At 38.2% G+C, this 14,441-nt stretch carries 12 protein-coding genes; 6 read left to right on the top strand and 6 right to left on the bottom strand.

The features are described from left to right. Positions 1 to 69: 69 nt before the first annotated feature. Positions 70 to 306, bottom strand: a complete 237-nt coding sequence (locus ACLLO5_RS03495; RefSeq protein ID WP_413174093.1) for a hypothetical protein — start codon at positions 304 to 306, stop codon at positions 70 to 72. A gap of 501 nt (positions 307 to 807) precedes the next feature. Here ACLLO5_RS03495 and lepA point away from each other — a divergent pair. The 3 genes from lepA (at position 808) to ACLLO5_RS03510 (ending at position 5,418) form a co-directional block, all read left to right on the top strand. After that, a complete protein-coding gene (gene lepA / locus ACLLO5_RS03500) occupies positions 808 to 2,619 on the top strand; it encodes a translation elongation factor 4 (protein ID WP_413174094.1) in 1,812 nt (603 codons plus the stop codon). Positions 2,620 to 3,014: 395 nt separating this feature from the next. Further along, positions 3,015 to 4,202, top strand: coding sequence for a glycosyltransferase family 4 protein (locus ACLLO5_RS03505; protein WP_413174095.1), 1,188 nt, complete (start codon positions 3,015 to 3,017; stop codon positions 4,200 to 4,202). A 163-nt stretch (positions 4,203 to 4,365) separates the two neighbouring features. After that, a complete protein-coding gene (locus tag ACLLO5_RS03510) occupies positions 4,366 to 5,418 on the top strand; it encodes a cyanophycinase (RefSeq protein ID WP_413174096.1) in 1,053 nt (350 codons plus the stop codon). 127 nt (positions 5,419 to 5,545) lie between these two features. On the opposite strand, the gene ACLLO5_RS03515 is transcribed toward ACLLO5_RS03510, so the two are convergent. The 4 genes from ACLLO5_RS03515 to ACLLO5_RS03530 form a co-directional block, all read right to left on the bottom strand. Beyond that, entirely contained in the window at positions 5,546 to 6,715 is a 1,170-nt protein-coding gene (locus ACLLO5_RS03515; protein WP_413174097.1) for an IscS subfamily cysteine desulfurase, read from the bottom strand. Positions 6,716 to 6,730: 15 nt separating this feature from the next. Further along, a complete protein-coding gene (locus tag ACLLO5_RS03520) occupies positions 6,731 to 7,357 on the bottom strand; it encodes a restriction endonuclease subunit R (RefSeq protein ID WP_413174098.1) in 627 nt (208 codons plus the stop codon). Positions 7,358 to 7,451: 94 nt separating this feature from the next. Next, the gene (gene bcp, locus ACLLO5_RS03525) at positions 7,452 to 7,928 is read right to left on the bottom strand and encodes a thioredoxin-dependent thiol peroxidase (protein ID WP_413174099.1); all 477 of its coding nucleotides are present in this window, start codon (positions 7,926 to 7,928) and stop codon (positions 7,452 to 7,454) included. Positions 7,929 to 8,063: 135 nt separating this feature from the next. Then, positions 8,064 to 9,989, bottom strand: a complete 1,926-nt coding sequence (locus tag ACLLO5_RS03530; protein WP_413174100.1) for a lipoxygenase family protein — start codon at positions 9,987 to 9,989, stop codon at positions 8,064 to 8,066. Between the two features lie 136 nt (positions 9,990 to 10,125). Here ACLLO5_RS03530 and ACLLO5_RS03535 point away from each other — a divergent pair, with 136 nt between their 5' ends. Further along, positions 10,126 to 10,965 carry an FAD-binding domain-containing protein gene (locus ACLLO5_RS03535; protein ID WP_413174101.1) on the top strand — a complete coding sequence of 280 codons (840 nt, stop codon included), beginning with the start codon at positions 10,126 to 10,128 and terminating at the stop codon, positions 10,963 to 10,965. A 443-nt stretch (positions 10,966 to 11,408) separates the two neighbouring features. On the opposite strand, the gene ACLLO5_RS03540 is transcribed toward ACLLO5_RS03535, so the two are convergent. Further along, complete coding sequence (locus tag ACLLO5_RS03540; RefSeq protein ID WP_413174102.1) at positions 11,409 to 11,825, bottom strand: DUF4351 domain-containing protein; 417 nt, start codon at positions 11,823 to 11,825, stop codon at positions 11,409 to 11,411. A 658-nt stretch (positions 11,826 to 12,483) separates the two neighbouring features. On the opposite strand from ACLLO5_RS03540, the gene ACLLO5_RS03545 reads away from it, so the two are divergent. Together ACLLO5_RS03545 and ACLLO5_RS03550 are read left to right on the top strand one after the other, a co-directional pair. Continuing rightward, positions 12,484 to 12,900 carry a hypothetical protein gene (locus tag ACLLO5_RS03545; RefSeq protein WP_413174103.1) on the top strand — a complete coding sequence of 139 codons (417 nt, stop codon included), beginning with the start codon at positions 12,484 to 12,486 and terminating at the stop codon, positions 12,898 to 12,900. Between the two features lie 61 nt (positions 12,901 to 12,961). Further along, entirely contained in the window at positions 12,962 to 14,356 is a 1,395-nt protein-coding gene (locus ACLLO5_RS03550) for a TldD/PmbA family protein (RefSeq protein ID WP_413174104.1), read from the top strand. Positions 14,357 to 14,441: the final 85 nt, after the last annotated feature.

The raw sequence follows: 14,441 nt of genomic DNA on the forward strand, positions 1-14,441 counted from the left end.
AGAATTTAGAGCGGTAAATTTTACATTTTTTAGCATTTAGATGGATTAAGGAGGAATTGATGGGAAATTTTAATCGTTCCATTCACCCCTGGGAGGAACTGGTGTACGCATTGGTGTACGAGTTAACTCATCATCTCTAGGTATATCTCCTCGCAACCATTGGCGGATTGCTACTTCAATCACTTTGCTGGGATCATTGGTAAGATGCTGAATTTGCGCTATTAACTCGGAGTCCAAGCTCACTGCTATTTCTACTTTGTTGGGGTGCTTGTTTTCTGCATCGGTAGATTTGTTTTGCATATTCATAGGTTTATATTTGCTGAAATGGTTTTATCTAAAGCTTTGTCAAGAAATGATATGAGAATGACGGCGGAATTTGGGGAATTAAACAAGGTAAGAAAAAATTCCACCCCTCCCCCTTTAAGTCTTAACCCTTACCCCATTGAAATAGTACCAAATAACCTTAAAAATTAATCGGTCTATGGAGATGGGTATGAGGTGTGGGCTTTAAGGGTGTGGGAGAAAACTGTGTATTACAGCAGAATTGAGGAGTCAGGAGTCAGAAGTCAGGAGTCAGAAGTCAGGAGTCAGAAGTCAGGAGTAAAACTGGCTTTGTGTATAGGTTTAAATTTAGATGTTGTACCTCCTAATTACGCAAACTGCTGTATTTCCCTAATTCTTGTCTGCTGCCTCTTAACCAATTACCAATGACTAATCACCAATTACCAATTACATTACCCAAGAAAGCATTAAAATACATGAAGTAAATAGATTTCACTTTTGGTTTGCTTTAAGCAAAGATAGTATATGACTGACGTTCCCGCAGTTCGCATTCGCAATTTTTGTATTATTGCTCATATTGATCACGGGAAATCTACTCTCGCCGATCGCTTGCTACAAGCCACTGGGACTGTAGAAGACCGACAGATGAAGGAACAGTTTCTCGATAATATGGATCTGGAACGGGAGCGCGGTATTACAATTAAGCTGCAAGCTGCCCGGATGAATTACACAGCTAAAGACGGTCAGCAGTATGTCTTAAACTTAATAGATACTCCTGGTCACGTAGATTTTTCTTATGAAGTTTCACGCTCTCTTGCTGCTTGTGAAGGTGCTTTGTTAGTAGTGGATGCATCCCAAGGAGTAGAAGCACAAACTCTAGCGAATGTGTATTTGGCGCTGGAGCATAATCTGGAGATTATTCCTGTTTTAAATAAAATTGATTTACCAGGAGCAGAACCGGATCGAGTAATTGGTGAAATTGAAGAGATTATTGGTTTAGATTGCAGTGGGGCAATTTTAGCTTCTGCGAAGGAGGGAATAGGAGTTCCTGAGATTTTAGAAGCGATTGTGGAAAGAGTACCCCCTGCACCTGATCGAGTGAATGAACGTTTGCGGGCGTTGATTTTTGATAGCTACTATGACAGCTACCGGGGTGTAATTGTTTATTTCCGGGTGATGGATGGTAGTGTGAAAAAAGGCGATCGCATCTATTTGATGGCATCGGGTAAGGAATATGAAATTGACGAATTAGGTATTCTTTCTCCTACCCAAAAGCAAGTTGAAGAACTGCACGCTGGGGAAGTAGGCTATTTAGCAGCATCAATTCGGGCAGTAGCGGATGCAAGGGTGGGAGACACCATCACTTTAGCCAAAGCCAAAGCCACAGAAGCCTTACCTGGCTACACAGAAGCTAATCCCATGGTATTTTGCGGGATGTTCCCCATCGACGCAGACCAGTTTGAAGACCTGCGGGAAGCTTTAGAAAAACTGGAACTCAATGATGCAGCCTTGCATTACGAACCAGAAACTTCCAGCGCCATGGGTTTTGGTTTCCGGTGTGGGTTCTTGGGTTTGCTGCACATGGAAATTGTCCAAGAACGTCTGGAGAGGGAGTATAACCTAGATTTAATCATCACAGCCCCATCTGTAGTTTATAAGGTCATCACTGTCAAAGGTGAGGAAGTGTACATTGATAATCCCAGTCGCTTACCTTCTCCCAACGAACGTGAAAGAATAGAAGAACCCTATGTCCAGGTAGAAATGATTACACCTGAAACCTACGTTGGTTCTTTAATGGAGTTGTCACAAAACCGCCGGGGTGTATTCAAGGATATGAAATATCTCACCCAAGGACGGACTACACTCACTTATGAGTTACCTTTAGCGGAAGTTGTGACTGACTTTTTTGATCAAATGAAATCCCGTTCTCGTGGTTATGCGAGTATGGAATATCATCTCATCGGCTACCGTGAAAATCCGTTGGTAAAACTGGATATTATGATTAACGGTGATCCGGTAGATTCCTTAGCGATGATTGTCCACCGGGATAAAGCATACAACGTGGGTAGATCAATGGCGGAAAAGCTCAAAGAACTGATACCACGTCATCAATTTAAAGTACCCATTCAAGCGTCTATCGGCAGTAAAGTTATTGCCAGTGAACATATCCCGGCTTTGCGAAAAGACGTTTTAGCTAAATGCTACGGTGGTGATATCAGCCGGAAGAAAAAGCTGTTGCAGAAACAAGCCAAGGGTAAAAAGCGGATGAAATCTGTAGGAACGGTGGACGTTCCCCAGGAAGCTTTTATGGCTGTGTTGCGGTTAGATCAAAATTAGTTTATTAGGTGACAGGTGACAGGTGACAGGTGACAGGTGACAGGGAATAGATGACAGGTGACAGGTGACAGGGAATAGATGATCAATACATTATTCTCCTCTGCTCCTCTGCTCCTCTGCTCCCCTGCTCCCCTGCTCCCCTGCTCCCCATCTCCCTATCTCCCCTGCACCTGGAGATGATTTTCAAACTTAATAACCATGAACACCCCGGTTTCTCGATGAAATCGGGTTTTTTATGCTGCTAGAAACCCCAAATTGATATGATAAGCTTTATGAAAAAAAACTATTAAAAAATTAAAATTTTTCCTAATCACCCTTATGGTATTTGTCACACTTCCTATTTTGAGATAAATATAGATTTTTAAATTTTTGTAAATCATCAGGGAGTCGATTTAATGAAGATACTAGTGCTAAGTTGGGAATTTCCGCCCCGGATAGTCGGAGGTATCGCTCGTCACGTAGCGGAATTATACCCAGAACTTGTGAAGCTAGGACATGATATCCACCTGATTACGCCTGAAGTTAAACAGGCTTCTCTGTATGAGGTTGTTGAGGGTATTCATGTACATCGAGTACCAGTTTCCCATAGTCATGACTTTTTCCACTGGGTAGCTAATTTAAACGAGAGTATGGGACATCACGGTGGTAAGTTGATTTTGGAAGAAGGCTCTTTTGATATTATCCATGCTCATGATTGGTTAGTTGGAGACGCTGCGATCGCTCTCAAGCATACTTTTAAAATCCCCTTAATTGCTACTATTCACGCTACAGAATACGGACGCTACAACGGTATTTACAATGATACCCAAAGCTATATTAGTGACAAAGAAAACTCCTTGGCTTATAACGCTTGGCGAATTATTGTTTGTACTGAATATATGCGTTCAGAAGTAGCAAGAGCATTACATAGTCCTGGACATAAAATAGATGTGATTTATAATGGTATTCGCCCAGAAAAAAAACAGCATCACAAAGATTTTCATGCTCAGGATTTTCGCCGTCAATTTGCCGCAGATCATGAAAAAATAGTTTATTACCTTGGTCGGATGACTTATGAAAAAGGCGTTTCTGTATTAATTAATGCCGCTACCAAGGTACTTTGGGAAATGGCAGGTTACGTTAAATTTGTAATAGTTGGTGGTGGTAATACTGACCATTTAAAAAAGCAAGCTTGGGAATTAGGAATTTGGGATAAATGCTATTTTACTGGTTTTTTATCTGATGAATACTTGGATAAATTTCAAACCATAGCTGACTGTGCTGTTTTTCCCAGCCTTTATGAACCCTTTGGTATTGTGGCTTTAGAAAGCTTTGCTTCTAGAGTACCAGTTGTAGTTTCCGATACTTGTGGTTTTCCTGAAGTAGTACAGCATACAAAAACAGGTATTGTTACCAAAGTCAATAATCCCGATTCCTTAGCTTGGGGAATTTTGGAAGTTTTACGAAATCCAGGGTATCGACAATGGTTGGTGGATAACGCATACCAAGATTTAGAAAAACGATTTAAGTGGACAAAATTAGCCAAAAGAACGGAAGCAGTATATGAGAGAGTGATAAAAGAGCGATCGCAAATTGACTGGTAATTAAACACAAAGTAAAACTGAGGTTTTTGCAGAGTAGTAAAAAGAATTAATCATTACTCTGCATTTTTTGGCGTAAAAAAACAGTACAAAGCCAGTACGCTGGGAATTTCCCCCCCATTGATGCGAAAGTTAGGATGATTGCTGTTTGCGCCAAAAGGTAACTATGACAAAGGCATCCCCAAATATAGCACGGCGTTTGCAGAATGCAAAAACTACCCTGTTGAGGATGGTAAACCACATCATAAACCGTCTGAAAGCAAACTGGAGGCGATACTTCACAGGCATCTCCAAGGATGTCCGTCCTCCATCAACTAAAACTAAAACCACCTATAAATTGCCCACCTTAACTGGGCCTGTACATAATTTGGGTGGAGGTGGTCCCGATGTTGATGACGCTATTCAGTGGATGATTAATCAAGTTAGAGGTGGTTCTAACTCCAATACCAAAGTCAATGTTTTAGTTATTCGCGCTGCTGGTAACGATGATTACAATCAATTAATTTATCGCATGAAAGGGGTAAATTATGTAGAAACATTAATCATTAGTAACAGACAAGAAGCCAACAGAACAGATATTTTTGATAAAGTCAGAAATGCTGGAGTAATCTTCTTTGCAGGTGGAGATCAATGTGAATATATTCGCAACTGGAAAAACACTAAATTAGAAGTTGCCGTCAAGGCAGTTTACGATAAAGGTGGTGCTATTGGTGGTACTAGTGCAGGTGCAATGATTCAAAGTGAATATGTTTATGATTCCTGTGCTTGTGAAGATAGCATTGAAACTAACGAAGCACTTGAAGACCCATATCGAAATATTACCTTTACCTATAACCTATTCCAGTGGAAACATTTGCGAAGAACAATTATTGATACCCATTTTGACGAAAGAAAAAGAATGGGTAGAATTATGGTGTTTATCGCTCGACAAATTCAAGATGGTGTATCAGCAAAGGCATTAGGAATAGCTATTAGTGAAGAAACATCTTTGCTGATAGATAAAAACGGTATTGCTAAAGTCATAGGTAGAGGTTCTGCTTATTTTGTACTGGGAGATCATCCCCCAGAAATTTGTCAACCTGGAAGTCCTCTGACATATTACGACTATAAAATTTGGAGAGTTCCTAGAGGTGAGACATTTGATTTAAATAAAATTCCCTCAAAAGGTTATTATCTTAGGAGTGTGAAACGGGGAAGATTTGATTCTAATCCTTATTGATTGAGTAATTATTTTCTTGTTCCCATACTCTGTATGGGAATGAATTAAGGAAGACTCTGGCTTTCGTTTTATTGGAGTCAGAGACTTGCTCATGCATTCCCAGTAGAAAAAGAGGAAGGGAAGATAGCTAACAACTGACTGCTGAAGCACTTCTTAAACTTTTCACAGTAGTAATGAAATGTTCTGCAACTTTATCTATTTCTTCAACAGTATTAAATCTACCAATTCCAAATCTTACAGAAGCATAAGCTAATTTTTCTGAATGACCTAAAGCTGTCAGCACATAGGAAGGTGCAACATTATTTGAGGAACAAGCAGAACCAGAAGATACTGCTACCATTGGTTGTAAACCTAAAGAAAGTGCAGCACCATCTACACCTTCAAGACTAATATTCAAATTTCCTGCTAACCGTTTTTGGGGATGTCCATTAATATAAATTCCCTCAAGAGTAGATAACTGTTTCCACAATCTTTCCCGCAGTTCTTGTAGCCTCAAATTTTCGGTTTCTTGTTCTGCTACAGCAATTTCTACCGCTTTACCAAAACCAACTATTTGGGGTGTATATAATGTCCCAGAACGCATTCCTCGTTCATGTCCACCCCCATGCTGTTGTGCTGCTAGTTTAATTCTGGGGTTGCGTCTGCGAACATATAAAGCACCAATACCTTTGGGTCCATAGACTTTATGGGCTGTTAAGGACATTAAATCAATATTTAATGCTTCTACATCTAAGGGAATTTTACCAATAGCTTGAGCCGCATCTGTATGAAATATAATTTCTTTTTGACGACACATTTTACCGATTTTATCTAAGGGTTGTAAAACCCCAATCTCATTATTTGCAGCCATGACTGATACTAAAATTGTATCATGACGCAAGGTTTTTTCTAATTGCTCTAAATCAATTAATCCATCGTGATTAACTGGAAGAACCGTAATTTCAAAACCCATGCTTTTTAAATATTCACAAGGGTCTAAAACCGCTTTGTGTTCCGTTGCGACTGTAACAATATGTTGACCTTTGGCAAAATACGCTTCTGCTACACCTTTGATGGCTAAATTATTGGCTTCTGTTGCACCACTAGTAAAGACAATTTCTTCGGGGTTAGCATTAATAGCAGTTGCTAAAATGTCTCTGGCTTGTTTAACAGCAGCTTCTGATTCCCACCCGTAAATATGACTAATACTAGCTGCATTACCAAACTTTTCTGTAAAGTAAGGAATCATCGCATTTAGTACCCGTTCATCTATGGGTGTGGTAGCATGACAATCGAGGTAGATGGGACGACTGGACATAAATTAACTCAACAATTAACTCAATATTTGACCTATTTTTTTCAGGATTTTTAGAACTTGATATAGTTCGTTTTCCCGCTTAGATAAAGTGAATTTATCAGACAAATCATAAGTAGGTGTGTCTTGCTTAATGAGTTTGATAAATTGAAAATCTTCTCCACTTGTAACACATCCAAATATGGGCTTTTCTGGATGAGGACTAGCAAGCATATAAGTAAGTGCTTGAGGTATGGCTTCTAACAAAGAAAAACTAGCCCTTTTAGATTCAATTATCAGTAACCAAAATTGTTCTTGAATTACTAACGCATCAATTCTACCTCTAATAATTTCTCCTTCATCTTCTATAGCTAGTTCTATAGATTCTTCAGTAGCAAATAAAAATGGGTCTTCATAAAATCCTGCTAAATCTAGTAGAGGAGATAAAACTACCATTTTTACAGCATTTTCTAAGATTGGTGGACGCTTAATCAATCTGAGGAAATGCTCCCTGATTCTGTCTAGATATTGCTTTTCTAAATCTGTAATTTCTGGCAAGTTTCTCCACCATTCAGTAAAGAAGTTGTCATCATTGACTCGTTGTATACCAAATCTTTCTTCTAAATAGGCAATACTTACATTTTGCGCTTGGATAAACTGTACCATATCATATTTATACATCAAGACAATAGAGTTGATATTTATATTATATATCTCTTATTAATAAGAAGAGAGCGATAAATCGCCCACTACAAACAGTTTATTTAGCGGTTAATTCTTGCATTTTTTTTAATACTGCTTGAGCATGACCTTTGGTTTTTACATTTGGCCAAGAATAGGCGATAATTTTATCAGGTGAAATCAAGAAAGTTGAACGAGCAACTCCCATATATTCTTTACCCATAAACTTTTTTAAACGCCATGCACCATAAGCTTCTATTAATTGATGTTCGGGGTCACTTAATAGGGTAATTGATAGGTTATGTTTGTCGATAAATTTGCAATGGGATTTACCAGAATCTGGACTAACACCGATTATTTTAGCTCCTAAAGCAGTAAATTGTGATGATAAATCGGTGAAGTCTTTGGCTTCTGTGGTACATCCAGGGGTGTCGTCTTTGGGGTAGAAATAAAGGACTATCCACTCGCTGAAGTCAATAAGGGAAATGAGTTTGTCGTTTTGGTCTGGGGTGGAAAAGTTAGGTGCTGATTGTCCAGTTTGGGGAATGTTGATCATGATAGAAAATTGATAAAAACAAGAGTTTTTAACCGCATATTCACGCTGATTAATACAGATATCAAGATAACATCAATTGGAATTTATCTGCGTTTATCTGCGTCCATCTGCGGTTAGTTATAAATCTTTATATTCTCAAATATTAATACTATTGGGAATACGAGATGGTAATAGGTAAGGATATTCAACACCTGTTTCTATGAAACGCTGTTGATTTCGGACTGTAATTTTGCGTTCAATCTCCAATAAATCACTTTGAAATTGGGCTAGAATTTGTTTATCAATTTTATCTGCAAACTGAATAAACTCAGAACTTCCTAATTTACTCCAATTAATCCCACAAAGTGCAAAAGTTAATTGCATCTGTTGTAAATCTTTATCTTTCGGAGGTAAGATTTCCTCTAAAGTGGCTGGTGTACCTGGTCGGCTATAGTTTGCTAAAGGTGCGTTAGGTACATAACCAAAGTAATCGTATTGACTGAAGTTTACGGCTGCGTGCTGTGGTCCACAGGTAAAAATGGTGATAGTTGCAATGTCGATTAATTGCTGTAAGCTACCTATTTTTGTAAATCCAGGTATACGGGGGTAGGAAGGTAATTCTTGGGGTTCGATTCCTGATGCTGTTACTAGTTCTTTGGGAAACCATGCGGGTGCTTGGGGAAAGTCTGATTTGGGACGGGTGTTTAAAGGTGCGCTGAGTTCTTCAGCCCAATTTTGTAAATAGGGGTCTTGTATTACTGCTTTGTCATCTGGATAGTAACGTTGTAAATAGCGAGTTGTATATTTGGCGATCGCTTCCCATAATAACAGAGCATCGTCCCGGTAAGGAAAGTCTGGCAATAACTTCGGTTCTATTCCCCGCACTTCGATATCATTTAATAAGGAATAATACCAGAAAGATTTTTCTCGATAAGCCTTATTTATCAAATTCAATGAAGTTTCAATAGTGGGAGCAGTTAAATTTTCAATTCCTGAACCTTCTGCTAACAATATACTATTACCCCGGTTATTAATGGCTATTAAAAATTTAAAATGGGGCGATAATAATTGATACACTGGATGATTAGTTGGTAACTGTCTTGGCGTTGCGATCGCTAATGCTTCCATTGCTAAATGAGTATAACTCAAATGTGCAATTAATTCATGATGGGTTGCATCCGCAGTTTGAAAATATAACTTTGCTTTCATCCAATCATCAGCTGCTTCTCCTGTCATTCCTGGTGTGATCACTCTGCCTTTTTCAACTTCAATTAATACAGGCTCTAACCCTTTATCAGTGTGATGAAATAAAGCCACCGGACTTCCTACGTATTTACCAGGTTGTAAATCAGTAATTTTCAAATCTCTCAATAAAGGATAGTCAGCAATAAATAAACGGTTTTCACTGGCAGATTTGATTAAATCAATAGCACCATTATTAGCTAATTTATAAGGTTGATTAGCAATAGCTTGGATAAAACTTTGGTCAATAGCTTGCACTCGTCTAATAACTGTAGGATTAGCACCAGCTACCCTTTGACGAACAAATTCTCTATCGCTCAAACCCCCATCTCGTTCATGAATTGCACTCATGAATGGCGGTTTAATACCATACACACCTTTAGATAAGGCTTGATAAAATTTTTGACGCTGTTCTGCATTTACCTTAAACAAAGGTAGATTCTGATCCACAGTATCTACTGCTTTTTTTACAGCTATTAAGGTTTTGATTAACTTCTTTCTCTCTCCAATATAACTACTATTAAATTGTTCATTGGGAGGTAAATTAAAATTAAACCATCCCGATTGAAAAACTTGGCAATCTACTAATAAAGTTGATATATTTAACCAATTTTCTTCTAAATCTGTAATTCCTTTATCTAGCTGATTCAGTAATAAAGTCCAAGGCTCTGAAAGTTTCCCCTGTGCTAACAGATTTTTATACAATTTAGTTAAAATATAGCGTACAGCACCATCTTCTCCAGCGTCAGAAAATAACTGTGCAGGGCCTTTTTTCTCTAAGTCAGTGGGATTATAGCGATAGTAACCTTGTTGTTCCTGTAAAGATGGATATTTTTTCATAAATTTACTCCTATGTGGATTTTGGATGGTGTCAGGTATATACTTTCAATTTGTAGCCATCTGTTTAAAATGGTATTCCTATTTAAACGGTTGCCATCGAGATTGTCACTAAGATAATGTCTAAATCAATAAATTTATGTTACGTAATTTTACCAACCGCGAAGAATTAGTAGCTTATCTGCGCGAACAATTTCCCCAAGTTGCAGAACGAGATGATCATATTAGCCGTACTGCGGGAGGACGGAAAGCAGCCGAACAATTATTACATAAAATAGACCCTATTGCTTACGCAAAAACACGCAATTTTCTAACAGGTGCTGTCACCAGATTATCACCTTATATTCGTTATGGGGTTTTGAGTTTACGAGAAGTTAGAAATTATATCCTTGAGCGTGTGGAAAATCCAGAGGACGCTACTAAACTGATTAACGAATTAGCTTGGCGTGACTATTGGCAAAGGTTATATAGTAAACTGGGAACAGGAATTTGGCAAAATCAAGAAGAATACAAAACTGGCTATAAACCAGCAGATTACGCGGCAAATTTACCTTTAGATATCACAAAAGGCATAACAGGACGAGTTTGCATTGATAGCTTTAGTCAGGAGTTGCGAGAAACTGGTTATTTACACAACCATATCAGAATGTGGTTAGCAGCTTACATTATCCATTGGCGACATATTCAGTGGCAAGCCGGGGCAAAATGGTTTTTGCAACATTTGTTAGATGGCGACCCAGCAAGCAATAATATGTCATGGCAATGGGTTGCGAGTACCTTCAGTCACAAACCTTATTTTTTCAATCGGGAAAATTTAGAACGTTACACTAAAGGCGTTTATTGTTCTCAATGTCCGCTTTATGGGAAATGTGATTTTGAAGGCAGTTATGAGGAGTTAGAACAACGACTTTTTCCTAACGGGGTGTTTAATAAAAAGCCAAATAGTCAAAGTTGGCAGAAGGGGAAAAAAGGCAGGTAAGAATTTATTGTCAGAATCAGGATGTAAGTTTGCATCTGAAGTTTCATATTTTGATATTTTTCTCATTTTAAGACTTGACAAGGCGAGAAGCTTATTGTATATTTATGTTAGGAGTGGAAATCTGTGGGCGCATATATATAGGGTTTTTATTTGTCTGATAGCCTAGCCATATCAGGATTTGAGGATTTGCACGATATTAAGTTAGCAATAGAAATTTTTATCCATTTTTTTGCTTCAAGGCTTGACAAGACGAAAAGCTTATTATACAGTCATGTTAGGAGTGGAAATCTGTGGGCGCATATATAGTAAAATTTTCAACTTTCAACATCATTATTTTCACCCATGCAAAAAATTATTAAATCCTGGATATTACATTTCATCCTGTACATCCTATGAATCCTGGATATCCTGATTTTGACAATTAAATAAACCACTCATCTAAATTACTTGTCTATCTCAGATTTTAACCATGTTTCCAAATCATTAATATCTGTAAAATCTAATAATTCTTCTCCTAGCTTTTCCAGTTGTTCTATGTTCAGGCTGTTGATATTTTGAGTATAACTATCTTCTAACTTTCCAAACCGTTTAGATAATATTCTTAGTAGTAAGTTTGTTGCTTCATCTTTTTTACCTTCCTGTCTACCCTCCTGTCTACCTTCCTGCTTTGCTTCTTGATAGACCCTTGTTTGCTTAATATCACTCACTAAAAACATTGCTTCTATCTCCTGACGGCTTAATTGTGAAAATACAGATGTGAATTTATAATCTTTGGCATTTTCTGGAGGTTCACCAAGGATTTCAAATAATAGAGTGTGGAAAGTAAGGAAGATTTGGTAAAATATCGTATCTGTGTGCATTATTTCCGATTTTGAAATTTCGGTTCTATAGGTACTTGTTATGCTAAATTACCAGTCGGCAAGAGGGAACTCTTAACAAGGGCAAGAGGCAATATTAATAATGTGAAAAATTATGCCTCCTATCTTATTACAGATTAAGCTTTTTGAGATTTTTTACCTAGATTTTGCATAATATGTACCGAAGATCCGAAATTGCTGAATTACTTGTTGATCAGATTTATTTGGGAAATAATTATTTTGATCAATAAAAACCTGTTATATATGGCGCACACAGATTTCTAGACATAAGATTATATTAGCAAAAACTCAGAACACTGTCAACCCTCCAAGCTGAAATAACCAAAATTCGTTAAATTATTGACACTATTCTCAATAATAATGAGAATAGACCCGCATTTATTGCAAAAAGTCTTTTTTTCCAAAATCCCATTCCCAGATCCCCGACTTCTCAATTGAATGTTAAATAAATCACAATTTTGATCCAATAAGTCGGGGATCTCAACTATAATATTTACGACAACCTTAAATAACCAACTATAAAAAAATGCCATTTACCGTTACTCTCACTATTACCACAGGGAACATTTCACAGGGACAAAAGAGGATTTGCTAAAATCTATATGATTGTTGATTAAATACTTCAAGACTGAAAAATTATATGAATAAATCAATTATTTGGATAAATGGAGATTGTTTAAGTCCTCAAAACCCCGCATTAAAAGAATACCCTAATACTCCAGCAATTTGGGTTTGGGATGATGCATTAATAGAAGAATGGCAATTGAGTTTAAAACGTATCACTTTTATCTATGAATGTTTGCTAGAATTGCCTGTGGAAATTCGTCGGGGAAATGTAGGAGATGAAATTATCCGGTTTGCTCAAGAACATGATGCTAAATTAGTCGTTACTACAGATAGTCCTAGTCCCCGCTTTCAGCAGCTTTGTAATCAAATTGAAAAATCTTTAGAATTAGAAGTGTTGGAAGTAGAAGCATTTTTCGATTATGATGGATTTATTGACTTGAAGCGATTTTCGCGTTATTGGAAAGTGGCTGAAAAATATGTTTTTAAATAAATAGAAAAATAGACCTAAATAGTTAGAAAATAAATATAGTTCGTGAGCATCACTAACAACAATGCCAAATACATTTGCTGACATACAAAATTTACTTTCTGAGTTAATCGCCCGCTATTCCTCCCGTGTGGATTATCTCATGATTCGCTTAGAAGAGGCAGAAGGAACAGATATCTTGTTGCGTGGTGACAAGGTAGAAACTCTCAGCGAAGGCATCTCTATCGGTGGCCATGTTCGTGCTTGTTATAAAGGAGGTTGGGGGTTAAGTAGTTTCAACCAGTTAGCTACTATCAAAGAACGGATAGAAGAAGCGATCGCAGCGGCTAGAATAGTGGGAGATGAAGAAACCATACTCGCACCCATTGACCCAATCAAAGCCATCTGTGAGTTACCGCTGACAGGTATCGACCCACGTACAGTTCCCCTCAAACAGAAAAAAGAATTGTGCGATCGCTATACCGAATTATTAAAAAGTGTTGACCACCGCATCACCACCACCTCAGTCCGCTATGGTGACAGCGCCCAAAAAGTGATTATTGCTACCTCCGAAGGAACACTAATTGAGCAATCTTGGGTAGATATGGAAATGCGCTTTGCAGCCACAGCCAGAAACGGCGACACCGTACAAACAGGTAGAGAAACCATCGGTTCGCGCAAAGCCTACGAAGATTTAGTCAATTTAGATGCTCAAGTTAAAAGTTCCGCCGAAAGAGCAGTTACAGCTTTATCCTTACCCCCAGTTAAAGGCAACACTTATACAGTCGTAATTGATCCCATACTGAGCGGTTTATTTGTCCACGAAGCTTTTGGGCATCTTTCCGAAGCAGATATGGCTTATGAGAACCCCGATTTACTGGAAGTTATGACCCTGGGAAGGCGCTTTGGTTCCCAAGAACTGCAAATTTTTGATGGTGCAGCCCCCCAAGGTCATCGTGGTAGTTATTTTTACGACGATGAAGGCACACCAGCAACAACTACACAATTAATCAAAGACGGTGTTTTAGTCGGGCGTTTGCATTCTCGTGAAACTGCGGGCAAATTAGAAGAAGCACCCACAGGTAATGCTCGTTGTCTCGATTATCACTTTTCCCCCATTGTGCGAATGACAAACACCTGGATTGAGAGAGGTAATACACCAGTCGTAGACTTGTTTACTGATATCAAAGAAGGCGTATATGCCCGTAACTGGTTAGGTGGAATGACAAACGGAGAAATGTTCACCTTCAGTGCTGGGGAAGCTTGGATGATTAGAAATGGGAAAATAGCTGAACCCGTCAAAGATGTAACCCTTTCCGGTAATGTTTTCCAAACCCTCGCAGATATAGAAGCTATAGGTGATGATTTTTACTGGGATGAATCCGGTGGATGTGGTAAAGGTGGACAAAATGGTTTACCCGTCGGTTGTGGTGGACCAAGTTTGCGTATTCGGGATGTAGTTGTGGGGGGAGAAAGTTAAATCATTTGGTAAGAATTACTTAAATAAAAACCGCTGTGTATTAAATTTTTGTAAAAAAATACACTAAATATTCCGCAGCAATAAA

Origin of the sequence: Anabaena azotica SJ-1, assembly GCF_047275885.1 — a bacterium.
GTDB classification, from domain to species: domain Bacteria; phylum Cyanobacteriota; class Cyanobacteriia; order Cyanobacteriales; family Nostocaceae; genus Trichormus_B; species Trichormus_B azotica_A.